Raw genomic sequence first — 23,282 nt, 5'->3', positions numbered from 1 at the left:
CGGCGCGCGGACCCGGCTACGGGATGGCGGTGGAGACCACGTACACCCTGGGGACCGCGGGGTCGCTCAGGTCGACGGTGATGTCCCTGGTGGGGCGGGGTTCCTTGGCGTCCAGGGTGGTGCCGAACCACGAATGGTCCGGTTTCCAGTTCCAGCCGGCGATCCGGGCGTCGTGATCGGAGATCGACACCCCCCGGGTCAACGCCTCCCGACGGGTGCCCGCGTCGGCCAGGAAGGTGTCCAACTGCGCGGGGGTGAGGGCGAACTCGGTGTAGAGCCGGCTGGTGTGCCAGTTGTTGGTCTCCAGGTAGCCGACGGCCGAGGCCTGATCGGGGATCGGCACCTCGTAGATGCTGCGCTGGACCTTGGAGGGCCAGGCCGGGCGCACGTGGACCGCACCGACCTTGGCGGCCTTGTCGCGGCCGCTCTGGCGGCTCTGCTGGGCGGACACCGCGAGGTAGCCCGCGGGGACCCCGATCAGCAGCACGATGATGATCGCGGTGATCCAGCGGCGCCGGACCACGTGTCGGCGGTCCTCGGCCGGGGGCCGCGGTCTGCCTTCCGCGTCGGGAGCGGGAGCCTGGTGGGGCAGGGTGGGCGGGGTCACTGCTGTTCCTGCTCCCGGTCCTTGGCGCCGCCGAGGTCACGGCGGCCCAGTTGCGCGTAGCGCTCGTACCGCTCCACCCGGCGGCGGGTGGCCCGGCGGAAGCGCCGGGCGACGAGTCGGGAGAGGTCGGCGGCGCCGACCATGCCGGCCTCCGGGCCGAGCTGGGCCTTCGCGATCCGGGCCTCGGGGCGGTAGCCGCGGCCGGTGAGGTGGCGCCGGAACGCGTCCCGGGCGGGTCCGATGAGCAGGTCGTCGGCGGCGCTGACGCCGCCGCCGATGACGAAGCAGGAGGGGTCGAGGGCGGCGGCGAGGTTGGCGATGCCGACGCCCAGCCACTGGCCGATGTCCTGGAGGAGCTCGATGCACATGGCATCGCCCTCGCGGGCCAGCTCGGTGATGAGCGGGCCGGTGATCTCGTGGACGTTGCCGCCGACCTTGGCGATGATGTTGTAGGCGACCGGGGAGTCGGCCGCGGCCAGCTCGCGCGCCTCGCGGACCAGGGCGTTGCCGGAGCTGTACTGCTCCCAGCAGCCGCGGTTGCCGCAGGGGCAGCGGTGGCCGCCGGGGACGACCTGCATGTGCCCGAACTCGCCGGCCACCCCGTAGCGGCCGCGCTTGACCTGGCCGCCTTCGAGGATGGCGCCGCCGATGCCGGTGCCCAGCGTGATCATGACGAGATGGTCCTCGCCGCGTCCGGCGCCGAAGCGCCACTCGGCCCAGGCCGCGGTGTTGGCATCGTTGTCGACCATGACCGGGACGGCGAGCCGGGATTGGAGGGCGTCGCGCAGCGGCTCGTCGCGCCAGGCGAGGTGCGGGGCGAACAGGACGCGGGAGCGGTCGGCGTCCACCCAGCCGGCCGCGCCGATGCCCACCGCGTGCACGTCGTGGCGGTCGGAGAGGTCCAGGACCAGCTCGACGATGGTGTCCTCGACGACCTTGGGACTCTTGGACTTGTCGGGGGTCTCGGCCCGGATCTTCTCCAGGATGACCCCGTCCGCGTCCACCACCCCGGCCATGACCTTGGTGCCGCCGATGTCGATGCCGACGGTGGGGACCCGCGGGGCGGTCAGCAGCGACCGGCGCTCACGGGTCCCGACGGTCCGCAGGACGGTGCCCCGCGCCGACCCCCGGTGGGCGAGCGAGAAGTCCCGGTACGTGCTCATCGAGTCGTGTCGTCCCTCGTGGTCCGCGGGGTGGGGGGAGCCGGGTCGGCTGCCCCGGACGGCGGCCCGTCCGCTCCCGATTCTGCCACTCGCTCCAGTTCGTGGCTCAGTTCGTCGAGCTCGGACCCGCCCGCCATCTGTCGGGTGAGTTCGTCGAGGGTGATCGAGTCGCGGGTGTGGCTGCCCGCCATGGTGCCCCGCTTCAGGAGTACGAAACGGTCGCCGACCAGGTAGGCGTGGTGCGGGTTGTGCGTGATCAACACCACCCCGAGGCCCGCGTCGCGGGCGGCGGCGACGTACTTCAGGACCACGCCGGACTGCTTGACGCCGAGGGCCGCGGTGGGCTCGTCCAGGACGAGGACCTTCGCGCCGAAGTACACGGCCCGGGCGATGGCCACGCACTGGCGCTCGCCGCCGGACAGGGTGCCGATGGGCTGGTCCACGTCCCGCAGGTCGATGCCCATCCGGAGCAGCTCGGCCCGGGTGGTCGCGCGCATGAGGTCCACGTCGAGGCGGCGGAAGGGGCCCCGGCCCTTGGTGGGCTCGGAGCCGAGGAAGAAGTTCCGCCAGACCGGCATCAGCGGGACCACGGCGAGGTCCTGGTAGACGGTGGCGATGCCGTGGTCGAGGGCCGCGCGCGGGTTGGCCAGCACGGTCTCCTCTCCCTCGATCTCGAAGGTGCCGGCGTCGTGCCGGTGCAGTCCCGCGATGATCTTGATGAGGGTGGACTTGCCGGCGCCGTTGTCGCCGAGGACACAGGTGATCTCGCCGGCGGACACCTCCAGGGAGACCCCCTGGAGGGCCTTGATGTTGCCGTAGAACTTGCTGACGTCGGTCAGCCTGACGAGGGCGGTCGCGCCGTCGGGCACGGCCTTGGTCGCGCTGTCGGTCATCACTTCGCCTCCGCCCGCTTGCGGACCCATGCGTTGAGCAGCGTGGCGAGCAGCAGCATCGCGCCGAGGAAGAACTTGAACCAGTCCGGGTTCCACTGGGCGTACACGATGCCGTTGCTGGTCATGCCGAAGATGAAGGCGCCGACCGCCGAGCCGATGGCCGAGCCGTAGCCGCCCGTCATCAGACAGCCTCCGATGACGGCCGCGATGATGTAGAGGAACTCGTTGCCGACGCCCTCGCCGGACTGCACCACGTCGAACGAGAAGAGGATGTGCTGCCCGGAGATCCAGGCGCAGAGCGCGACGCCCATGTAGAGCCCGATGCGGGTCTTCACGACGGGTACGCCGGTCGCGCGGGCCGCGTCGGCGCCGCCGCCCACCGCGAAGATCCAGTTCCCGGCGCGGGTGCGCAGCAGGATCCAGGTCGCGACGGCGACCAGGGCGAACCACCACAGGATGGTGACCTTGAGGGTGACCGAGCCGATGTTCCACTCGGAGGCGAACAGGGCCCGCGCGGAGGAGAAGCCCTCCATGTCGGCGATGCTCTTGGTGGAGACGGATCCGCTGATGAGCTTGGTGAAGCCGAGGTTCAGGCCGGTCAGCATCAGGAAGGTGCCGAGCGTGATGATGAAGCTCGGCAGCTTGGTGCGGGTCAGCATGAACCCGTTGAAGAAGCCGATGGCCAGGGTGACCACCAGGGACACCAGGACACCGACCCACACGTTCGCGGTCATCTGGTAGCTGAACATCGAGCTGACCAGCGCCGAGGTGGTGACCATCACGCCGGCCGACAGGTCGAACTCGCCGCCGATCATCAGCAGGGCCACCGGCACCGCCATGATCCCGATGGTGGAGGCCGAGTACAGCACGGTGCTCAGGCTGGAGGCCCGCAGGAAGCTGTCCGCGGCGAAGGAGAAGAACACGAAGACGGCGACCGCGCCGACGACCGCGCCCAGCTCGGGGCGGGCCAGCAGACGGCGCGCGAGCGAGGTGGGGGCCAGCCGTTCGTCGACCGTCGCACCGGCGGTCGCGCTCATCGGCTGCCCCGCTTGATGTACTTCTCCAGCTCGGCGGCCTGGGCGCCGGTGACGATCGCCGGTCCGGTGAGGACCGGGCGGCCGCCGCCGAGGACGTTCGCGTTGTAGAGGTTGAGCCAGAGCAGGTCGACGGCCTCGTACCCCTGGAGGTAGGGCTGCTGGTCGACGGCGAAGCCGAGGGCGCCCGATTTGAGGTCCCTGGCCACTGACTCATTGAGGTCGAAGGTGTCCACCTCGGCCTTGCTGCCCGCCGCGTCCTTGGCCTTGACGGCGGTGGCGGCGAAGGGCGCGCCGAGGGTGACGATCGCGTCGACGGAGGGGTCCGCTTGGAGCTTCGCCTGGAGGGACGACTGGACGGAGGGCATGTTGGTGCCCTCGACGTAGAGGTTCTCCATGACCCCGCCGGACTCGCCGAAGGTCTTCTTCGCGCCGGCGCAGCGCTGCTCGTGGCCGACGTTGCCCTGTTCGTGCAGGACGCAGACGGCCTTCTTCTTGCCGCGCTTGGCGAGCTCGGTGCCGACCGCCTCGCCGGCGATCTCCTCGTCCTGGCCGATGTGGGTCAGGGCCCCGTACTCGGCGGACTGGGCGGATCCGGAGTTGACCGTGACCACCGGGATGCCGGCCTTGACGGCCTTGGCGACGACGTCCTTGAGGGCGTCGGGCTTGGCCAGGCTCACGATGATCCCGTCGACCTTCTGGTCGATGGCGTTCTGCACGAACTGGGCCTGCTGTTGTGCCTGGTCGTCGTGGGCGTAGACGAACTTGATGTTGTCCTTCGCCGCGGCTTCCTTGGCACCCTTCTGCACGATGTCCCAGAAGGTGTCGCCGTCTCCGGCGTGGGTGACCATCGCGAAGGTCCAGCGCGGGGTGGACACGGCGGGCCGGCCGGCCTCGGCGGCCTTCGCCCGCTCCTCGGCTCGTTTGCCGCCCGTACTGCTGCACCCCGCGAGGGAGGCGCCCAGTACCGCCGCGAGCACGACGCCCACGACGCGCACCCCTGTCCGAACCCTAGCCACGTCGCCGCGCCCTTCCCTTGTCCTGCACTTCTCGGATGTCGAAGCGGATCGATGTCAAAGCGGTCCATTCCGGTTCCAGCCGCCCAGTATCCGCCACAGTGGACCACGGGAGCCCATCGGGGCGGCGTCGGGCGGATTGACAGGTCCCCCATACGGGGTCACGTTGAGTGCATGCGCATCGGGCTCATCGGAACCGGCCGGATCGGCTCGTTCCACGCGGCCGCCCTGGCCCGCCACCCGGACGCCGGCTCGCTGCTGCTCGCCGACGTCGACCCCGCGCGGGCCGCGCGGCTCGCGGACCGGTTGGGGGCCACGGCCGCGCCCTCCGTGGAGCAGGTCTTCACGTGGGGCGTGGACGCGGTCGTCGTGTGCTGCTCCACCGACGGACACGCCGAGCTGATCGTCCGGGCCGTGCGCGGCGGGCTGCCGGTGTTCTGCGAGAAGCCGGTGGCACCGGACCTGACCCGCACCCTGGGCGTGCTGCGCGAGGTCACGGCGCTGGGCGGGGTGCTCCAGCTGGGGTTCATGCGCCGCTTCGACGAGGGGTACGCCGCGGCGCGGGAGCTGGTCCGTTCGGGTGCGCTGGGGCGGCTGCACACCGTACGGACGACGACGGCCGATCCGTCGCCGCCGACCGCGGCCTATCTGGCCGGCTCCGGCGGGCTGTACCGGGACTGCCTGGTGCACGACTTCGACATGGTCCGCTGGGTCACCGGGCACGAGGTGACCGAGGTGTACGCGGCCGGGTCGGACGCGGGTCCGTCCGTGTTCCGGGAGACCGGTGACGTCGACACGGCGGTGGCCGTCCTCACCCTGGACGACGGGACGCTGGTCAGCAGTACCGGCACCCGCTGCAACGGCGCCGGGTACGACGTGCGGATGGAACTCGCCGGGGAGCGGGACCAGGTCTCCACGGGGCTGGACGACCGTACGCCGATCGCCTCGACGGAGCCGCACGGCCCGCCGGCGGCGAGCAAGCCGTGGACGGGCTTCCTGGAACGGTTCGCCCCCGCGTACGAAGCGGAGCTGGCGGCCTTCGTGCGGCTGGTGCGCGGCGAGGGCCCCAACCCGTGCGACGGCCGCGAGGCGCTCGCCGCGCTCCGGATCGCGGAGGCCTGCGAGCTGTCCCGGCGGGAGCGGCGCCGGGTGCGGTTGGAGGAGCTGCCGGACCTGTGAGCCGCGGGGCATCGCGGGCGCCCGGCCGGCTACCAGCGCACCGGGTGGCTGAGGACGCCCCGGACCAGGATGCCGGGCACCCACGCGTGCTCGATCGGCTCCTCCTCCAGGTCGGGGAAGCGCTCCAGGATCGAGCGGATCGCGATCCGGCCCTCCAGTCGGCCCAGGGGGGCGCCGACGCAGTGGTGGATGCCGTGGCCGAAGGCGATGTGGCCGCCGCCGCGTCCGGGGCGGCGGATGTCGAAGGTGTCGGGATGCGCGAAGCGGGCGGGGTCCCGGTCGGCTCCGGCGAGGGAGACCAGGACGGGAGAACCGGCCTCGATCAGGGCGCCGCCGATCTCCAGGTCCGCGCGGGCGAAACGGAAGGTGGCCGTCTCCACCGGTCCGTCGTAGCGCAGGGCCTCCTCCACGGCGCTGTCGGTGAGCCCGTCGAGGTCGGCGCGCAGGGCCGCGAGCTGCACGGGGTGGGCGAAGAGGGCCCGCATCGCGTTGGAGATCAGGTGCACGGTGGTCTCGTGGCCGCCGATCATCATCAGGAAGGCCATGGCGACCAGTTCCTGCCGCGAGAGCCGGTCCCCGTCCTCGCCGCGGCTGGTGGTCCAGTCGCTGAGCAGGTCGTCGCCCGGTTCGGCGAGCTTGGCGTCGGTCAGGTCGGCCAGGTACGCGGTCATCGCGCGCAGGGCCGTGTTCTCGGCCTCCACCCCGGTCGGCGAGACGATCTCGGTGACCCACTCGTGGAAGGGGCCCCGGGCGTCCTCCGGTATCCCGAGGAGTTCGCAGATCACCGTCATGGGCAGCGGCCGGGCGAAGGCGTCGATCAGGTCGGCGCGACGCTCGGGCAGGGCGGCCATGTCGTCGAGGAGCCCGTCGACGATCTGCTGGATGCGGGGCCGCAGGGTCTCGATCCGGCCGGGTGCGAAGGACCGCGAGACCAGCCGGCGCAGCCGGGTGTGGTGGGGCGGGTCGGCGCGCATCATGTTGGCGCTGGCGTCGGTCTTCTCGCGGTCGGTGTAGAGCCCGGACGTCAGCCAGTTCTTGGACACCTCGGGGTGGGTCAGGGCTTGGCGCGCCTCGTCGTGACCGACGACGAGCCAGACTTCCTGCCCGTCCACCGCCTTGACGCGGTGAACGGGGGCGATCTCCCGCAGTCGCGCGTAGTGGGGGTACGGGTTTTCGTTGAAGTCTTCGGCGATCGTACTGAGGTCCAGAACCGGCATGTCGTCAGCCTAGACGTGTAGTTGACCTCGAAGGAGCGGCTTTCGGCCATTCGTTCAGGCTGCGGCGCGCCGACCCCAGGCGGTGCCGCCGAGCACCAGCGCGACCCCGACGAGACCGACGGCGCCGAGCCGCTCACCGGCTATCGCGATGCCGGCGGCGGCCGCCCACAGGGGTTCGGTGCCCAGCAGCAGGCTGACGCGGGAGGGCGAGGTGCGGCGTACGGCCCACATCTGCACGAAGAAGGCGAAGAGGGTGCAGAAGACGGCCAGGAAGACGAGCCCCGCCCACTGGCGGGAATCGAATGCGACGGCGGTCTCCCAGGGGTTCGCGCCGCTGCCGGGCAGCAGGGCGAGGAGGGCGAACACGGCGACAGCGCCGCCGAGTTGGACCGTGGTGAGGGAGAGCGGGTCGGCGTCCTGGACGGCCTTGATCCGGGCCATCAGCAGGACGTGCAGCGTCCGGGCGAGGGCGGCGCCGAGGATGAGCAGGTCGCCGAGGCCGGGGGCGGTGAAGCCGGCCCCTTGGGTGAGCAGCACCACGCCCGCGACGGACACGGCGGCGGCGCCGAGGAATCCGGTCGAGGGGCGCACGCGCCGTACGGCGGCCTCGGCGAGCGGGGTGAAGATCATGGTCAGGCTGATGATCAGCCCGGCGTTCGTGGCGGAGGTGTGGACGACCCCGTAGGTCTCCAGCAGGAAGATCCCGCCGAGTACCAGGCCCAGCAGCCCGGCGCCGCGCAGTTGGGCGGCGTTCAGCGCGCGCAGCCGCCGCAGTCCGACGACGACGAGGACGGGCAGGACGAGCGCGAAGCGCAGCACGAGCACCGCGATCACGGTGTGCGTGGTGGTGATCCCCTTGGCGGCGAGGTAGCTGCCGCCCCAGACGACGGCGACGAGCAGGACCGGCAGATCGGCGAGCCAGGCTCTGCCGGGGGCGGCGACGGGGGCGGGTGCGGCGACGGTGGACACCGGTTCTCCAACGGCAGGAGGCGGGTGGAGACTTCGGTGGCTCGCACGGGGCGTGACCACGCTACCCGAGCGCGATCACGCCGGTCGAGCGGTTTGCCGGTCGCTCGGGGTGGGAGTCGCCCCGCCACCCGACGCCCCGCCACCCGACGCCCCGCCCGTCAGGCGAAGGAGCCGAAGCCGGCCCGGCCCACCGGGCGGTAGGTGTGGATGGACGTGCCCTTCGAGGTGGTGCGGGAGGCGACCACCTCGCAGGCGGTCGGCAGGCCGCCGGTCGGGAACAGTCGGCGCCCGGTTCCCAGGAACACCGGGAAGACCAGCAGGTTCAGCTCGTCGACCAGATCGCGCGCCAGCAGCCACTGGGCGAGGGCGCCGCTGCCGTGCACCTGGAGTTCCCCCTCCAGCTTGTCCTTGACCCGCGTGATCTCGGCTTGGAGGTGCTCGCCGTCGATCACCGTGGTCCCGGCCCAGGCGGGCTCCTTGAGGGTGGTCGAGGCCACGTACTTGGGCAGTCCGTTCAGCCGGCTCGCGATCGGGTCGGCGGGATCGGTGTACCGCGGCCAGTGCCCCGCGAAGATCTCGTACGTCCGGCGCCCGAGCAGGAACGCCCCGGCGCGGTCGAAGACCTGCGTGACGAACTCCCCCATGCCCTCGTCGGCGAACGGCACGGTCCAGCCGCCGTACCGGAAGCCGCCGCTGGTGTCCTCCTCCGGACCTCCGGGTGCCTGCATCACGCCGTCGAGGCTGAGGAAGGTGGTGAGGGTCAGCTTGCCCATGGCTCTGCGCTCCTTGTTCGCGGTCCGTCCGTCTTCACGGGTTCAGACTTCCCGGCCGCCCGGAACTCATCGGTGCGGCGCGCGTGAACGCGAGGTCCGATTCCCGCCGGCCCGTTTCCCTCGCCGACCGTTTCATTGAACCCGCAACGACTTACGGAACGAGACGGCCGGACGGACACGGCCGGACGCCAACGGGAGGAAGCACATGAACGGCACAGTGGCACTGGTCACGGGCGGCAGCCGCGGCATCGGGGCCGCCACGGCCCTGCGCCTGGCGCGGGACGGCGCCGACGTCGCGATCACCTACGTCGACGACGCGACCTCGGCCGCGAAGGTCGTCGCCGACATCGAGGCCCTCGGCCGACGCGGCCTGGCCGTACGAGCCGACTCGGGCGACGCCGCGGAGGCCGCCGGGGCGGTGGAGCGGACCGTGCGGGACCTCGGAAGGCTCGACGTACTGGTCAACAACGCCGGGGTGGGGGTGCTCGGCCCGCTCGACGCACTCGCCCTCGCGGACGTGGACCGCGTCCTCGCGGTGAACGTCCGCGGGGTCTTCCTGACCTCCCAGGCGGCAGCGGGCAGCATGGGCTCCGGCGGGCGGATCATCACCATCGGCAGCTGCATCACCCGGCGGGTCCCGGGCCCGGGCGGCACCCTGTACGCGATGAGCAAGGCCGCGCTGACCGGTCTGACCAAGGCGCTCGCCAGGGAACTCGGCGGGCGCGGGATCACCGCGAACCTCGTCCACCCCGGCCCGGTGGACACCGACATGAACCCGGCCGACGGACCCTACTCCGCCCCGCAGGCGTCGATGACGGCCCTCGGCCGCTTCGGCACGGCGACGGAGGTGGCCGCCATGGTGTCCTTCCTCGCGGGGGCGGACGCCGCGTACGTCACGGGCGCCGAGTTCTCGGTGGACGGCGGCCACGCGGCGTAGGGCCCGACGCACCGGACCGGTGAACGCCGACGGGGCGCACCTGAAGTGGTGCGCCCCGTCGGGCGGTCGACCGGGCCCCGGGGGTGTCGGCCCCCGGGGCGGTCACGGGTTCGGCGTCAGCCGCCGAGCTCCTGGTGGCGGGCGGCGTGCGCGGCCGCGCCGGCCTCCGTCAGCGAGCCGTACAGGCGAAGGCGGGAGAAGCCGCCGTCCGGGAAGATGTCGATCCGGACGTGCGTGCCGACCGCCGGGGCGTCCAGCACGAAGCGGTGGTTGGTGTCGGGCTGGAGGCGGGTGCGCGGCAGGAACTCCGTCCACTCGCCCTCCTCGCCCGACTTGATCGAGAGCGAGGCCCAGCCGGCCGAGTTGCCCTTGAGGTACGCGGTGTCGATCTCGACGGCACGGATCTCGGAGTCGGCGACGAGCTGGTAGCGGATCCAGTCGTTGCCGTTGTCACGGCGACGGGCGGTCTCCCAGCCGTCGTCCATCTTGCGGGAGCGGCCCGGGTTGATGGTGTTGGTCGGCGGGGAGTAGAAGCGGTTGGAGGCGTCCTCGACCGAGCCGCCGTTCTCCAGGGCGACCACGTCGAAGGTGCCCAGCGCGGCGAGCCACTTCGGGTCGGTGACGACCTCGCCGTGGACGCGCAGGCGGGCGATGCCGCCGTCGGGGTGCTGGTTGACGCGCAGGTGCGTGAAACGCTGCTCGACGTTCACCTCGAAGCCGTTGGCCGCGTGGCCGCCGACCGGGGTGCGCTCGACGAGGGTCGTCCACTTGACGTCGTCGGAGAGGAGTTCGACGACCGTCGGGGAGCCCGCGACGGTGGCGCCTTCCACCGACACGGCCTGCGGCATGTTGCCGCGGAAGTGGGCGGTGTCGACGATGATGCCGCGGATGACGCCGGGGGCGCCCAGGCGGACGAGCGCCCAGTCGTGGTCCTCGGCGGTGGGCCAGGGCCGGGTGGCGGAGACGCCGCGGCGACGGCGGGTCTCCCATCCGTCCATGACCTTGCCCTTGTGCCCGAAGTCCTCGGGGTCGAAGTGGGCGGCCTCGGAGATCAGCAGGTTCTCGCGCTGGGCGAAGAACTCGTCGTTGGCTTCGATGACACCGGCGCCCAGCTCACGGGCCGCGAGGTTCGCGTACCGCGTGAAGGGGAAGTCCGCGGTGCGGTAGTCCGCGTACGGGTCGCCGCCTCCGTACGGGTTCGCGTTGCCGGTGAAGGAAGCCGGTCCAGTTGAACGCTGTGCCACTGTCAGTTCTGCCTTTCGAGGAGTCGGCCCGTGGGCTCGTTCGGGGTGCCGTGGTCGGCGATCCGCGTGCCGCGCAGCCAGGTGGACTTCACGACGCCGTGCAGGGTCTTGCCCGCGTACGCCGTGACCCGGTTGCGGTGGTGCAGTTCCGCGGGATCCACGGTGAAGGTCTCTTCGGGTGCCAGGACGGCGAAGTCGGCGTCGCGGCCGACCTCGATCGCGCCCTTGTCGGCCAGTCCGGCGAGGGCGGCGGGGGCGGCGGACATCCAGCGGACGACGTCCTCCAGGGTGTGGCCGCGCCGCCGCGCCTCGGTCCAGATCGCGGGGAGTCCCAGCTGGAGGGAGGAGATGCCGCCCCACGCGGTGGCGAAGTCGTTCGTCTTCAGGTCCGCGGTGGAGGGCGAGTGGTCGGAGACGACGCAGTCGATGGTGCCGTCGGCGAGCGCGTCCCACAGCAGGTCCTGGTTGGCGGCCTCGCGGATGGGCGGGCAGCACTTGAACTCGCTGGCGCCGTCCGGGACTTCCTCCGCCGTCAGGGTGAGGTAGTGCGGGCAGGACTCGACGGTGACGCGCACGCCCTCGGCCTTGGCGGCGGCGATCAGCGGCAGCGCGTCGGAGGAGGACAGGTGCAGGACGTGCACGCGGGCGTTCAGCCGCTTCGCCTGGGCGATCAGGTTCCCGATGGCGGTGTTCTCGGCGTCGCGCGGACGGGAGGCGAGGAAGTCGGCGTACTTCGGGCCGGGGGTCTGCGGCGCGGAGTCCAGGTGGTGGGGGTCTTCGGCGTGCACGATCATCAGGCCGCCGAAGCCGGTGATCTCCGCGAGGGACGTGGCCAGTCGCTCCTGGTCGAGTTCGGGGAACTCGTCCACGCCGGAGGGCGACAGGAAGCACTTGAAGCCGTAGACGCCGGCGTCGTGCAGGGGGCGCAGGTCCTTGACGTTGTCGGGCAGCGCGCCGCCCCAGAAGCCGATGTCCACGTGCGCCTTGGCGCGGGCGACCTCCTGCTTGACGCGGAGGTTGTCGACCGCGGTGGTCGGCGGCAGGGAGTTCAGCGGCATGTCGAGGAGGGTGGTGATGCCGCCGGCCGCCGCCGCGCGGGTGGCGGTCCAGAAGCCCTCCCACTCGGTGCGGCCCGGGTCGTTCACGTGGACGTGGGTGTCGACCAGGCCGGGGAGCAGGACGTCGTCGCCGAAGTCCTCCAGCCGGGCTCCGGCCGGTACCTCGGCCTCGTACTCCGACACGGCCGTGATCTTCCCGCCGGCGACGGCCACCGAGGCGGCGCGCGTCCCCTCGGGGGTGATGACGCGCGTCGAGCGCAGTACCAGTTCCACAGCCGCGTCGGCCACCGGAACCTCCCCATCTACTTCCACAGAGCGAAATTCAACGTTCTGTTGACGGAGTCTTCACCCCGATCCGGGGCCAGTCAAGAGCGCCCGGACGGACCACCCAGCCACGCACGGCACAATTGGATGTTTCCACAGGATGGAATTAAGATTTCACTATCCAGAATGTAGCTACCGCCATCGGGAGTCGCGCGGTTGACTTCCGAGGACGTCCACCACCAGGACAAACCCCCTCTGACCGGCGGGGACGGCAGTGCCCCGGCTCTAGGGCCGACGCCGACCGACCGGTAGGCTGATTCCTTGCCTGCCAGCACCGAAAGGACCGCGCCCGTGCCGACGTCCAGCGCCAGCACCACCGACGCTTCCGCCAAGCCCACCGCCGCCGGGGGTGGCGTCCAGTCCCTTGAGCGCGCCTTCGATCTGCTCGAACGCATGGCCGATGCCGGGGGCGAGGTCGGCCTCAGCGAGCTCTCCGCCGCCAGTGGTCTCCCGCTGCCCACCATCCATCGCCTCATGCGCACCCTCGTGGCGTGCGGTTACGTCCGGCAGCAGCCAAACCGACGGTACGCCCTCGGCCCCCGGCTGATCCGTCTCGGCGAATCCGCCTCCCGCCTCCTGGGCACGTGGGCCCGTCCCTACCTCGCACGGCTCGTCGAGGAGACCGGCGAGACCGCGAACATGGCCCTGCTCGACGGGGACGAGATCGTCTACGTCGCCCAGGTGCCGTCCAAGCACTCCATGCGCATGTTCACGGAGGTGGGCCGCCGGGTGCTGCCGCACTCCACGGGCGTGGGCAAGGCGCTGCTCGCGTACACCCCCGCGGACGAGGTGCGCGCGCTGCTGGCGCGCACCGGGATGCCGGCCGCGACCGAGAAGACCATCACCACGCCCGAGGGCTTCCTGGACGCCCTGGAGCAGGTCCGCAAGGTGGGCTACGCGGTCGACGACAACGAGCAGGAGATAGGAGTCCGCTGCCTGGCCGTGTCGGTGCCGAACTCGCCGACCGCCGCCGCGATCTCCATCTCGGGCCCCGCGGGCCGGGTGACCGAGGCGCTGACGGACTCGATCGTGCCGATCCTCCAGGGGATCGCCGCCGAGCTGTCGGTGGCCCTGCAGAGCCAGAATCCCGCGTAGGGACCCGTACGCGAAGGCCCCGGACCGCCCTTCTCGAAGGGGGCGGGCCGGGGCCTTCGTACGTGTGCGGCGGCGCCTCGTACACCGCGGGGCCGGCGCTGTCGCGCCGCGGCCGGGGCCTTCGCACGTCAGCGGGCCGGGGCCGCCTCCGTGAGGCGGCCGTCCGTCATCGTCATCGTGCGGTCCACGCGCTCCAGGTGGGCGTGGTCGTGGGTGACCAGCACCGTGGCGGTGGACCGCTCGCGGGTGAGGGTGACCAGGAGGTCCAGTACGGCCGCCCCCCGCTCGTGATCCAGGGCGCTGGTCGGCTCGTCCACCAGCAGCACGGCGGGCTCGTTCATCAGGGCGCGGGCGATGTTGACGCGCTGGCGCTGCCCGCCCGAGAGCTGGTGCGGGCGCTTGTCGGCCTTGTCGGCCATGCCCACCGCGTCCAGCAGGTCCAGGGCCCGCCGGCGCAGCCGCTTGGCCGGCCGCCCCGACAGGTGGGCCATCACCTGGAGCTGCTCGGCGGCGGTGAGCGAGGCGAGCAGGTTGGGCTGCTGGAAGACGATGCCGATCTCCTCGCGGCGCAGCGCGGACTTCTGCGCGGCGCTGAGCCGGGCCGTGTCCCGGCCGGCGACGACGACCCGGCCCGCGTCCGGGGTGACCAGGGTGGCGGCGACCGCGAGCAGGCTGGACTTGCCGGAGCCCGAAGGCCCGATGACGGCGGTCAGGGTGCCCGCCGGCGCCTCCAGGGCGACCGCGTCGAGGGCGGTGAGCCGGCCGTCGCCGTCCGGGTAGGTGAGCGTGACGTCGTGGACGAGCAGGGTCATCGGGCGCTCCCGAGTGCGGTCAGCGGGTCTACGGCGGTGATCCGCCGGATGGACAGGGCGGCTCCGAGCGCGCCGAGCGCGATCATGACGACGGCGGGGACCAGCACGGTGGCCGCGTCGAGCACGAAGGGCACGTCGCCGCCGCTGATCAGCGCTCCGAGGACGGCGGCGAGGGCCGTACCGAGTCCGGTCCCGACGGCGAGCATCACCACCGCCTGACCGAGGGCGTCCCGCAGCAGGTACACGGTGGAGGCACCCAGTGCCTTCAGCACGGCGACGTCACCGCCGCGCTGGATCGTCCACACCGTGAAGAAGGCGCCTATGACCAGGGCGGAGATCGCGAAGAGGAAGCCGCGCATCAGCTGGAGCGAGCCGTTCTCGGAGGTGTAGGAGCCGATCGCGGACAGCGCGTCGTCGACGGTCTCGGTCCGGGTCTCCGCGCTCGCGTCGCCGGCGGCGAGGTCCGCCCCGGACGCGTCCAGGGCGATGACGGTGGCGACGGTGTCGATGGAGGTGCCGGGGTTGCCGACGCGCTGCCAGTCGTTCAGGTCCATCCACACGACCGGGGTGTGGCTGAAGGAGGCGGTGCCGGAGACGGCCGCGACGGACAGTTCGAGCGCGCCGATCCTGAGCTTCCCGCCGGCCGCGAGCCCGCCGAGTTCCTCGGCGGCCTTCTCGGTCAGGACCACCTGCCCCTGGGTGAGTCCTGATCCGCGGGGTGCGAGGCGGCCCGCCGGATCGACGCCGAAGACCGAGACGGCCGCGGTGCGCTCACCCGAGACCGCGTTGGTGGTGCGGATGCCGATCGGCTCCGCCGATGTGACGCCAGGTCGCTCGCGCCAGGCCAGCCAGGCCTTCTCGGGTATCCGGGAGTTGGTGAAGGACACGTCCTGGTCCCCGGCGGGCGCCGCGAACGACAGGTGTGAGGCGGGCAGTCCCGTGATCGCCGAGATGTTCTCCCGGGCCAGGCCCGAGGTGAGTCCGGACAACAGGCCGACCAGCAGGGTGATGAGCACGACGACCGAGCCCATGAGGGCGAAGCGGCCCTTGGCGAACCGTAGATCTCTCCATGCGACGAACATGTCCCCCACCCTGGTGTTCACCGTGGACACACGGCATCGCGCCACGGTAGGGATCCTCGTGTCGAAGGGACGCCCCGTACATCAATCTTTTGGTTGACCGGGGCCGGCGGGCCCCCACTTACGCTGGTCGGGCCATGGTTGCTCCGGAATCCCGCCCCCTGACCCCCGTCTCCCGCGTCCTGCGGCTGTGCCTGCACGCGCTGCTCTTCGGGCTGCTCGCGCTGGCCGCGGGACGCGCCGTCGCCGACGACGTGCCCCGCGCCGGGTGGGCGGTCGCCGCGTGCGCGCTGTTCGCCGCCGTGTACGTGGCGGGCGCCGCGGCTCCCGTGGTGGACCGCTCGCCGCGCGCCGGAGCGGTGTGGCTGGCCCTGCTCGGCGCGGCGTGGGCCGCGCTGCTCGTGGTCTCCCCGGACGGGCTGTGGATCGCCTTCCCGCTGTACTTCCTCGAACTGCACCTGCTGCGGCTGCGCTGGGGGGTCGCGGCCGTCGCCGTCACGGCCTGCGCGGCGATCGGCGGGTTCCTCGCCCACAGCAGCACCCCCACGCCGGGGGCCTTCCTCGGCCCGCTGCTCGGCGGGGCCGTCGCCGTGGCCACGGTCCTCGGCTACCAGGCCCTGTACCGGGAGAGCGAACGCCGCCGGGAGCTGATCGAGGAACTCATCACCACCCGGGCCGAGCTGGCCGCCGCCGAGCGGGGCGCGGGGATCCTCGCCGAACGCGAACGCCTCGCCCGGGAGATCCACGACACCCTCGCCCAGGGCCTGAGCTCGATCCAGCTGCTGCTGCGGGCCGCCGAGCGCTCGCTCCCCGTCGGCGCGCCCGCGCTGGAGCACATCGGCCGGGCCCGGGAGGCCGCGCAGGAGAACCTCGCCGAGGCGCGCCGTTTCGTCCGCGCCCTGACGCCTCCCGACCTGGAGCACGGCTCCCTCGCCGCGGCGCTGGAACGCCTCTGCACCGCGGCTCCCGGGCCGCGCGTGCGGTTCTCGCTGAGTGGTGCCCCCCGGATCCTGCCCACCCCGTACGAGGTGGCCCTGCTGCGGATCGCGCAGTCGGCGCTGGCCAATGTGGTCCGGCACGCCCGCGCGGGCCGCGCGGAGATCACCCTGACCTTCATGGACACCTCGGTCACCCTGGACGTCGTGGACGACGGTCTGGGCTTCGACCCCTCGTCGGCGCCGTCCGGCGAGGGCGGCTTCGGTCTGCCGGCGATGCGCTCGCGGGCCGAGACGCTGGGCGGGCTGTTCACCGTCGAGTCCGCCCCGGGCCAGGGCACCGCCGTGGCCGTCACCCTGCCGTTGCCCGCGGAGGCCCTGTCATGACCATCCGGCTGCTGCTCGCCGACGACCACCCGGTGGTCCGCGCGGGGCTGCGCGCGGTGCTGGACACCGAGGCGGACTTCGCGGTCGTCGCGGAGGCCGCCACCGCCGAGCGGGCGGTGGAGCTGGCCGCCTCGGCGGGGGTGGACGTGGTCCTGATGGACCTCCAGTTCGGGCCCGGCATGCACGGTTCGCAGGCCACGGCCCTGATCACGGCCCGGCCGGACGCGCCCCGGGTGCTGGTGCTGACCACGTACGACACGGACGCGGACATCCTGGCCGCCGTGGAGGCGGGCGCCTCGGGCTACCTGCTCAAGGACGCCCCGCCGGAGGAGCTGGCGGCGGCGGTCCGCACCGCGGCGGCCGGCCAGTCGGCGCTGGCCCCGGCGGTGGCGTTGCGGCTGATGGACCGGATGCGGATGCCGGCGGAGGCGCTGACGAAGCGGGAGCTGGAGGTGCTCCAGCTGGTCGCGGACGGATTGTCGAACCAGCAGATCTCGAAGCGGCTCTTCCTCAGCCAGGCCACGGTCAAGTCCCACCTGGTGCACGTCTACGCGAAGCTCGGCGTCGACTCCCGCACGGCGGCGGTCGCCGCGGCGGCCACCCGCCGGCTGATCCGCACCCCGTAGGGCGGGGCCGCCGGCGGCGTCTCACGCGACCCAGTACGGCCGTTCCACCGACGGGGGCAGCGGCACCCCGTCGTGGAAGGCGGCCGCGAGCCGGCGGACGCCCTCGTCGAGGCGGTCCGCCGGGAGCGTGTACGGGATGCGCAGGCGGTGTTCGAAGGTTCCCGGGTCCACTCCGAAGCGGGCGCCGCGCCCGATGTGGACTCCGGCGGCCGCGGCCCGTTCGGAGAGCGCGGAGCTGACCGGTTCCCCGAGGTCCACCCAGAGCGAGAGGCCCCCCGGCGGCAGCTCCCAGGACCATTCCGGGGTGTGTCGTTCGAGGGAACGGACGAGGGCCTCGCGTTGCTCGCGCAGCTGTCCGAGCCGTGTCGGGAGCGACGCGTCGAGCCCTTCCAGCAGCGGCAGCGCGACGAGTTGGTCCAGGACCGAGCCGGTCATGTCGGCCGCGACCCGCACGGCCGTCAGCTCGGCGATCATCTTGGCGGAGGCGCGGATCCAGCCGACGCGCAGCCCGCCCCAGTGGGTCTTGCTCAGCGACCCGATGGTCACGACGTGGTCCGCTCCCCCGCGCGGCGCGAGGGAGGCGAGCGGGGCGGGTGCGGGCACGTCGAGGGCGATGTCCGCGATCGTCTCGTCGACCACCAGCCAGGTCCCGGTGCGCCGGGTGGCCTCCAGCAGGCGTTGCCGGTCCTCCTCGGGCATCAGGGAGCCCGTCGGGTTGTGGAAGTCGGGGATCACGTACGCCAGTCTCGGCACGGTCTGACGCAGCGTGGACTCCGCGATCTCCATGTCCCAGCCCGCATCGGATACGGCGATCGACGCGGTGCGCAGTCGGGCGTGCCGCAACGCGTCGAGCGCGTTGGCGTAGGTCGGGTTCTCGGTGACGACCCGGTCCCCCGCCCCGCACAGCAGGCTCACCACCAGGGCGAAGGCCTGCTGGGCGCCCGCCGTGACGAGGATCTGCTCGGGGCGGGTGGGCAGTCCGCGCCGGGTGAAGCGTTCCGCCACGGCCGTGCGCAGGTCCGGCAGGCCGAACGGGTGGTAGCCGGGGTGCCGTGCCACCGAGGGCAGGCGGGGCGCGGCCCAGGCCAGGGCCGCTTCCAGGCTGCCCTCGGGGGCGCCCATCGCGGCGATGGCCAGGTCGATGCCGGGATCGCCGTCCGGGCGGTACCCGCCGGCGCCGACGAGCGGGAGAGCGGCGACGGGCCCGTGGCCCTCGGGCAGCTCGGTCCAGGTCCCGGAGCCGCGCCGGCTGCGTGCGTAGCCGCTCTCGCGCAGCAGGTCGTAGGCGCCGGTGACGGTGGCCCGGCTCGCACCGACCGCAGCGGCGAGTTCGCGTTCGGCGGGCAGCCGGACGCGCAGGGCGATGCGGCCGTCGAGGATCAGGGTGCGCAGGGCGTCGGCGAGGGAGCGGTAGCCGGGGCGTGCCCGTACCTCGGCGGGCAGCAGCGCGGCGAGCCGCCGGCTGCCGATGGTTCTGTCCGCCGGGTGGACCACTGGACCGTTCGCCATGCCAACCTCCCCCGATTGGCTCTGCCCGCCAGGCCAATCGAGGACCAGACTCGCCGTATTGGCCCCCGATTGGCAAGGAGACGCCGACATGCTGACCGATCGCGAGGAACGAGCCCGGGTGAGTGCCGTGGAGCAGCGGATCTCGGAGCCGTTGCGCTTCCCGGCCGTGGCCGCCGCCGTGTCCGCCGCCGTGCCGGTTGTTTCGGCGGCCGTGCCGGCCTTGGCCGCGGCCGTGCGCGGGATCCTGGCTCGGCGCCCGCGCGGTTCGGTCCAGGGGCGAGAATCGCTGTCATGTCAGCCAACACCTCCTCCCGTCCCGCCCCGGTGATCGCGGGCCTGTTGCTCGCCGCCGGAGGCGGTCGCCGTCTCGGTGGCCGCCCCAAGGCGCTGCTCGCCCACCGCGGCCGCCCGCTCGTGGAGAACGCCGTCCGGGTGCTGCGCGAGGCGGGCTGCGGCCCGCTGCACGTGGTGCTGGGGGCCTCGTCGGCCGAGGTGCGCGAGCGCGCCGACCTGACCGGTTGCGTGGTGGTGGAGAACCCGGACTGGGCCGAGGGCATGGGGTCCTCGTTGCGGGTCGGGCTCGCCTCGCTGGCCGGCGCGGGGGCGGACGCGGCGCTGGTGTCCCTGGTGGATCAGCCGGGCATCGGGGCGGCGGCGGTGGCCCGGGTGCTGGCGGCGTACCGGTCGCCCGCGAGTCTGGCCGCCGCGGCGTACGACGGCGAGCGGGGGCATCCGGTGCTGTTCGGGGCGGACCGCTGGGCGGACATCGCCGAGACCGCGACCGGCGACCGGGGGGCTCGGGTCCATCTGAAGCGGCACGCCGGGGAGCTCACCCTGGTGGAGTGCGGGGACATCGCGGAGGCCTGGGACATCGACACGCCGCCGGACCTGGCCCGACTCGCATGAATCGGCGGGTCGGCGGGAAGCAGCGGGGCGTGACCACCGTGGCACCCAGGGCCACCGATCGGCGGAATCTGTCGACCCGGAGAATCTCGATATCAACAAACCATTGAACTTCCACCATGAGGAAATTACTATCCACTGGTCAGAAGCGCCCTGAACCCACAGACGGCGCCCGCGACCGTATCCCGGAACTCTCCACACCCGACGGCACTGCGTGCCGTCTCGCGCGAGCATTCCCCCGCGGCCGCCAGGCACCGCCGCTGAAGGAGTGACAGATATGTCCGCACCAGCGCCGTCCCCGCTGGCCATCGTCGACGCCGAGCCCCTGCCCCGGCAGGACGAGGTCCTCACCGAAGCGGCCCTCGCCTTCGTGGCCGAGCTCCACCGGCGGTTCGCCCCACGCCGCGCGGAGCTCCTCGCCCGACGCGGCGAGCGGCGCGCCGAGATCGCCCGGACCTCCACCCTCGACTTCCTCCCGGACACCGCACAGGTCCGCGAGGGAGACTGGAAGGTCGCGCCGGCCCCGGCCGCGCTGAACGACCGCCGCGTGGAGATCACCGGTCCGACGGACCGCAAGATGACCATCAACGCCCTGAACTCGGGCGCCAAGGTCTGGCTCGCCGACTTCGAGGACGCCTCGGCTCCCACCTGGGAGAACGTCGTCCTCGGCCAGCTGAACCTGATCGACGCCTACGAGCGTCGCATCGACTTCACCGACCCCCGCACCGGCAAGGCGTACGCGCTGAAGTCCGCCGACGAACTCGCCACCGTCGTGATGCGGCCGCGCGGCTGGCACCTCCAGGAGCGCCACCTGCGCTTCGAGGGCGGCCCGGCCTCCGGTTCGCTCGTCGACTTCGGCCTGTACTTCTTCCACAACGCCCAGCGCCTCATCGACCTCGGCAAGGGCCCCTACTTCTACCTGCCGAAGACGGAGTCGCACCTTGAGGCCCGCCTCTGGAACGACATCTTCGTCTTCGCCCAGGACTACGTCGGGATCCCGCAGGGCACCGTCCGCGCGACCGTCCTGATCGAGACGATCACCGCGGCCTACGAGATGGAAGAGATCCTCTTCGAGCTCAAGGACCACGCGGCCGGCCTCAACGCGGGCCGTTGGGACTACCTCTTCTCCATCGTGAAGAACTTCCGTGACGGCGGCGAGAAGTTCGTCCTGCCGGACCGCAACGCGGTGACGATGACCGCCCCCTTCATGCGGGCGTACACCGAACTGCTGGTCAGGACCTGCCACAAGCGCGGCGCGCACGCCATCGGCGGCATGGCGGCCTTCATCCCGTCCCGCAAGGACGCCGAGGTCAACAAGGTCGCGTTCGAGAAGGTCAAGGCCGACAAGGACCGCGAGGCCGGCGACGGCTTCGACGGCTCCTGGGTCGCCCACCCCGACCTGGTCCCGATCGCGATGGCCTCCTTCGACGCGGTGCTCGGCGACAAGCCCAACCAGAAGGACCGGCTGCGCGAGGACGTCTCGGTGGCCGCGGGCGAGCTGATCGCCATCGACTCGCTGGACGCCAAGCCGACCTACGAGGGCCTGCGCAACGCCGTCCAGGTCGGCATCCGTTACATCGAGGCGTGGCTGCGCGGCCTGGGCGCCGTCGGCATCTTCGGCCTGATGGAGGACGCGGCCACCGCCGAGATCTCCCGCTCGCAGATCTGGCAGTGGATCAACGCCGGGGTCGTCTTCGAGAACGGCGAGACGGCCACGGCCGACCTGACCCGCAAGATCGCGACCGAGGAACTGGCCGCCATCCGCGCCGAGGTCGGCGAGGAGGCCTTCGCCTCCGGCAAGTGGCAGCAGGCCCACGACCTCCTGCTCCAGGTCTCCCTCGACGCCGATTACGCGGACTTCCTCACCCTCCCCGCGTACGACCAGCTCACCGGCTGACCCACCCGCGTCTTCGGCTGAAACGCACAGCAGCCGAGTACGAAGCCCCGCCCCCGCCGCCCCAAGGGCCCGGGGGCGGGGCCTTTTCACGTCATCCGCCCCGCGACCGCGCCGCGCCGGGCGGCGGAATCAGGTCGGGCGAGCCCGGGACGCGAGACGCGTGGACCGACCGAACGATCGGGCGTTACCTCATCGTGATCTGCGCGTACCTAGCGGTAACATGCGGCGCCGTGTCACCTTTCCGATGCCACCGGCGCCGGCGGTAATCCCCACTTCCCCAGCCGTGCACCGGAGTTCCTCCGGGCACCGGCGTGGCAGACCGCAGGAGTTCCGCAGTGATCGGATTCCGCAACACCGGCAAGGGCCGGACCGGCAGTCGTGTGCGACGACTGGCCGGGGCCGCACTGATCCTCCCCCTCACCGCCGCCGCGCTCGTGACCGGCGGGGCGGGAACGTCCGCGGCGAGCCCGGGCAACGGGCCCACCGCGGTGGTCTCCCTGGGCGACAGCTACATCTCCGGCGAGGCCGGCCGGTGGAAGGGCAACAGCCTGACCAACGGCGGCAGCCGCAACGGCACCGACCGGGCCTGGATCAGCGGCAGTTCCTACGATCCTTCCAAGGTGTACGGCGCCACCGCCGGCGGCTGCCACCGGTCGGACTCGGCCGAGGTGCGCAGCGCGGGGCCGATCGCCGACGTGGCCGTGAACCTGGCGTGTTCCGGGGCGGTGTCGGACAACGTCTTCCGGGCGTCCAACGGCGGGGTGTCCTTCAAGGGCGAGGCCCCGCAGGCCGATCAGCTCGCCGCCGTGGCCGCGAGCCACGACGTCAAGGTGATCGTGCTGTCCATCGGCGGGAACGATCTCGGCTTCGCCGACATCATCGAGGAGTGCGCCTTCGACTTCGTCCTCTGGGGCTCCTACTGCCACGACGACCAACAGGAGTCCGTCGACGGGAAGATGGACGGGGTGATGGCCAAGGTGGGCAAGTCCGTCGACGAGATCCGGGCGGTGATGCGCGGCGCCGGGTACGCGGACTCCTCGTACCGCGTCGTCCTGCAGTCCTACCCCTCGCCGATCCCGCGGGGCGCCGAGAACCGGTACCCGCAGAGCGACTGGAGCCGGTTGAACTCCGGCGGCTGCCCCTTCTGGAACCGGGACTCCGACTGGGCGCGGGACGCGCTGGTGCCGCAGATCGCCGATCGGTTGGGCGCGGTGGCCGCCGCCAAGGGCGTGCAGTTCCTGGACCTGCGGGACATGATGCAGGGGCGCGAGGTGTGCGCGAAGGCCAGCAGGCAGGTGACCTCCACCACCGCCGCGTCCGCACGGACGAGCGAGTGGGCGCGCTGGATCGACAGCAGTGAGACGCAGGGACTGATCCAGGAATCCATGCACCCGAACCACTTCGGGCAACTGGCCGCCGGACGCTGCCTGGCCCTGGCCGCGGCCCGGCCGGCGACGTCCCGGGACAGTTGCAAGAACACCGCCGGGGGCGACCAGAGCGGGATGTACCTGACGCCCGCCCCGTAGGAACCGCCCCCGTAGGAACCGCCCTCGCGCGCGAGGGGCGCGGAACCCGCGGCCGAGAGGCCCGGGTTCCGTGCCCGGGGCGGATGCCCGACCCCCGAC

The 23,282-nt window shown here is 72.3% G+C and carries 21 protein-coding genes; 8 read left to right on the top strand and 13 right to left on the bottom strand.

Annotation, left to right across the window (positions count from 1 at the left end; genetic code table 11):
• Window positions 1–16: 16 nt before the first annotated feature.
• Genes ADK55_RS08245 through ADK55_RS08225 form a run of 5 tightly spaced genes read right to left on the bottom strand, consistent with a single transcriptional unit; the run spans window position 17 to window position 4,686 of the window.
• On the bottom strand, window positions 17–607 hold the full coding sequence (locus tag ADK55_RS08245) for a hypothetical protein (RefSeq protein WP_053676810.1): 591 nt from the start codon (window positions 605–607) through the stop codon (window positions 17–19).
• Window positions 604–1,770, bottom strand: coding sequence for an ROK family glucokinase (locus tag ADK55_RS08240; RefSeq protein WP_053676809.1), 1,167 nt, complete (start codon window positions 1,768–1,770; stop codon window positions 604–606). Before ADK55_RS08240 ends, ADK55_RS08245 begins: the two co-directional genes overlap by 4 nt.
• The gene (locus ADK55_RS08235) at window positions 1,767–2,663 is read right to left on the bottom strand and encodes an ATP-binding cassette domain-containing protein (protein WP_053676808.1); all 897 of its coding nucleotides are present in this window, start codon (window positions 2,661–2,663) and stop codon (window positions 1,767–1,769) included. Before ADK55_RS08235 ends, ADK55_RS08240 begins: the two co-directional genes overlap by 4 nt.
• Window positions 2,663–3,700, bottom strand: coding sequence for an ABC transporter permease (locus ADK55_RS08230; RefSeq protein WP_053676807.1), 1,038 nt, complete (start codon window positions 3,698–3,700; stop codon window positions 2,663–2,665). The genes ADK55_RS08235 and ADK55_RS08230 overlap by 1 nt, the downstream gene beginning before the upstream one ends.
• Entirely contained in the window at window positions 3,697–4,686 is a 990-nt protein-coding gene (locus ADK55_RS08225) for a sugar ABC transporter substrate-binding protein (RefSeq protein WP_199826471.1), read from the bottom strand. Before ADK55_RS08225 ends, ADK55_RS08230 begins: the two co-directional genes overlap by 4 nt.
• Before the next feature lie 201 nt (window positions 4,687–4,887).
• On the opposite strand from ADK55_RS08225, the gene ADK55_RS08220 reads away from it, so the two are divergent.
• The gene (locus ADK55_RS08220) at window positions 4,888–5,892 is read left to right on the top strand and encodes a Gfo/Idh/MocA family oxidoreductase (protein ID WP_053676806.1); all 1,005 of its coding nucleotides are present in this window, start codon (window positions 4,888–4,890) and stop codon (window positions 5,890–5,892) included.
• Between the two features lie 29 nt (window positions 5,893–5,921).
• Here ADK55_RS08220 and ADK55_RS08215 read toward each other — a convergent pair whose 3' ends face one another.
• The 3 genes from ADK55_RS08215 to ADK55_RS08205 form a co-directional block, all read right to left on the bottom strand.
• On the bottom strand, window positions 5,922–7,109 hold the full coding sequence (locus ADK55_RS08215; protein WP_053676805.1) for a cytochrome P450 family protein: 1,188 nt from the start codon (window positions 7,107–7,109) through the stop codon (window positions 5,922–5,924).
• Between the two features lie 54 nt (window positions 7,110–7,163).
• Window positions 7,164–8,078 carry a DMT family transporter gene (locus ADK55_RS08210; protein WP_053676804.1) on the bottom strand — a complete coding sequence of 305 codons (915 nt, stop codon included), beginning with the start codon at window positions 8,076–8,078 and terminating at the stop codon, window positions 7,164–7,166.
• A 158-nt stretch (window positions 8,079–8,236) separates the two neighbouring features.
• The gene (locus ADK55_RS08205) at window positions 8,237–8,851 is read right to left on the bottom strand and encodes a dihydrofolate reductase family protein (protein ID WP_053676803.1); all 615 of its coding nucleotides are present in this window, start codon (window positions 8,849–8,851) and stop codon (window positions 8,237–8,239) included.
• 205 nt (window positions 8,852–9,056) lie between these two features.
• Here ADK55_RS08205 and ADK55_RS08200 point away from each other — a divergent pair, with 205 nt between their 5' ends.
• Window positions 9,057–9,788, top strand: coding sequence for an SDR family oxidoreductase (locus tag ADK55_RS08200; protein ID WP_053676802.1), 732 nt, complete (start codon window positions 9,057–9,059; stop codon window positions 9,786–9,788).
• Between the two features lie 116 nt (window positions 9,789–9,904).
• Here ADK55_RS08200 and alc read toward each other — a convergent pair whose 3' ends face one another.
• Window positions 9,905–11,032: an allantoicase gene (gene alc / locus ADK55_RS08195; protein ID WP_053676801.1), complete on the bottom strand. Its 1,128-nt coding sequence runs from the start codon at window positions 11,030–11,032 to the stop codon at window positions 9,905–9,907.
• 2 nt (window positions 11,033–11,034) lie between these two features.
• Window positions 11,035–12,378, bottom strand: coding sequence for an allantoinase AllB (gene allB / locus ADK55_RS08190; RefSeq protein ID WP_053676800.1), 1,344 nt, complete (start codon window positions 12,376–12,378; stop codon window positions 11,035–11,037).
• Window positions 12,379–12,705: 327 nt separating this feature from the next.
• Between allB and ADK55_RS08185 the strand changes: the two genes are divergently transcribed.
• On the top strand, window positions 12,706–13,509 hold the full coding sequence (locus ADK55_RS08185) for an IclR family transcriptional regulator (RefSeq protein ID WP_053676799.1): 804 nt from the start codon (window positions 12,706–12,708) through the stop codon (window positions 13,507–13,509).
• A 128-nt stretch (window positions 13,510–13,637) separates the two neighbouring features.
• On the opposite strand, the gene ADK55_RS08180 is transcribed toward ADK55_RS08185, so the two are convergent.
• Window positions 13,638–14,321, bottom strand: a complete 684-nt coding sequence (locus ADK55_RS08180) for an ABC transporter ATP-binding protein (RefSeq protein WP_053676798.1) — start codon at window positions 14,319–14,321, stop codon at window positions 13,638–13,640.
• The gene (locus ADK55_RS08175) at window positions 14,318–15,403 is read right to left on the bottom strand and encodes an ABC transporter permease (RefSeq protein ID WP_053676842.1); all 1,086 of its coding nucleotides are present in this window, start codon (window positions 15,401–15,403) and stop codon (window positions 14,318–14,320) included. Before ADK55_RS08175 ends, ADK55_RS08180 begins: the two co-directional genes overlap by 4 nt.
• Window positions 15,404–15,537: 134 nt before the next feature.
• Between ADK55_RS08175 and ADK55_RS08170 the strand changes: the two genes are divergently transcribed.
• Window positions 15,538–16,722 carry a sensor histidine kinase gene (locus tag ADK55_RS08170; RefSeq protein ID WP_053676797.1) on the top strand — a complete coding sequence of 395 codons (1,185 nt, stop codon included), beginning with the start codon at window positions 15,538–15,540 and terminating at the stop codon, window positions 16,720–16,722.
• On the top strand, window positions 16,719–17,348 hold the full coding sequence (locus ADK55_RS08165) for a response regulator (RefSeq protein ID WP_053676796.1): 630 nt from the start codon (window positions 16,719–16,721) through the stop codon (window positions 17,346–17,348). Before ADK55_RS08170 ends, ADK55_RS08165 begins: the two co-directional genes overlap by 4 nt.
• A gap of 21 nt (window positions 17,349–17,369) precedes the next feature.
• On the opposite strand, the gene ADK55_RS08160 is transcribed toward ADK55_RS08165, so the two are convergent.
• Window positions 17,370–18,857: a PLP-dependent aminotransferase family protein gene (locus ADK55_RS08160; protein ID WP_053676795.1), complete on the bottom strand. Its 1,488-nt coding sequence runs from the start codon at window positions 18,855–18,857 to the stop codon at window positions 17,370–17,372.
• 291 nt (window positions 18,858–19,148) lie between these two features.
• Between ADK55_RS08160 and ADK55_RS08155 the strand changes: the two genes are divergently transcribed.
• From ADK55_RS08155 to ADK55_RS08145, 3 genes are all read left to right on the top strand, one after another.
• Complete coding sequence (locus tag ADK55_RS08155; RefSeq protein ID WP_107089127.1) at window positions 19,149–19,763, top strand: nucleotidyltransferase family protein; 615 nt, start codon at window positions 19,149–19,151, stop codon at window positions 19,761–19,763.
• 274 nt (window positions 19,764–20,037) lie between these two features.
• Window positions 20,038–21,657 (top strand): malate synthase A, encoded by a 1,620-nt coding sequence (aceB, locus tag ADK55_RS08150; RefSeq protein WP_053676794.1) that lies wholly within the window; start codon window positions 20,038–20,040, stop codon window positions 21,655–21,657.
• 335 nt (window positions 21,658–21,992) lie between these two features.
• A complete protein-coding gene (locus ADK55_RS08145; RefSeq protein WP_234349953.1) occupies window positions 21,993–23,183 on the top strand; it encodes a GDSL-type esterase/lipase family protein in 1,191 nt (396 codons plus the stop codon).
• Window positions 23,184–23,282 lie beyond the last annotated feature (99 nt).

The organism is Streptomyces sp. WM4235 (assembly GCF_001279725.1).
GTDB lineage: Bacteria > Actinomycetota > Actinomycetes > Streptomycetales > Streptomycetaceae > Streptomyces.
The sequence above is the reverse complement of the archived record's forward strand: the minus strand, read 5'-3'. Positions and strand labels throughout refer to the sequence as shown.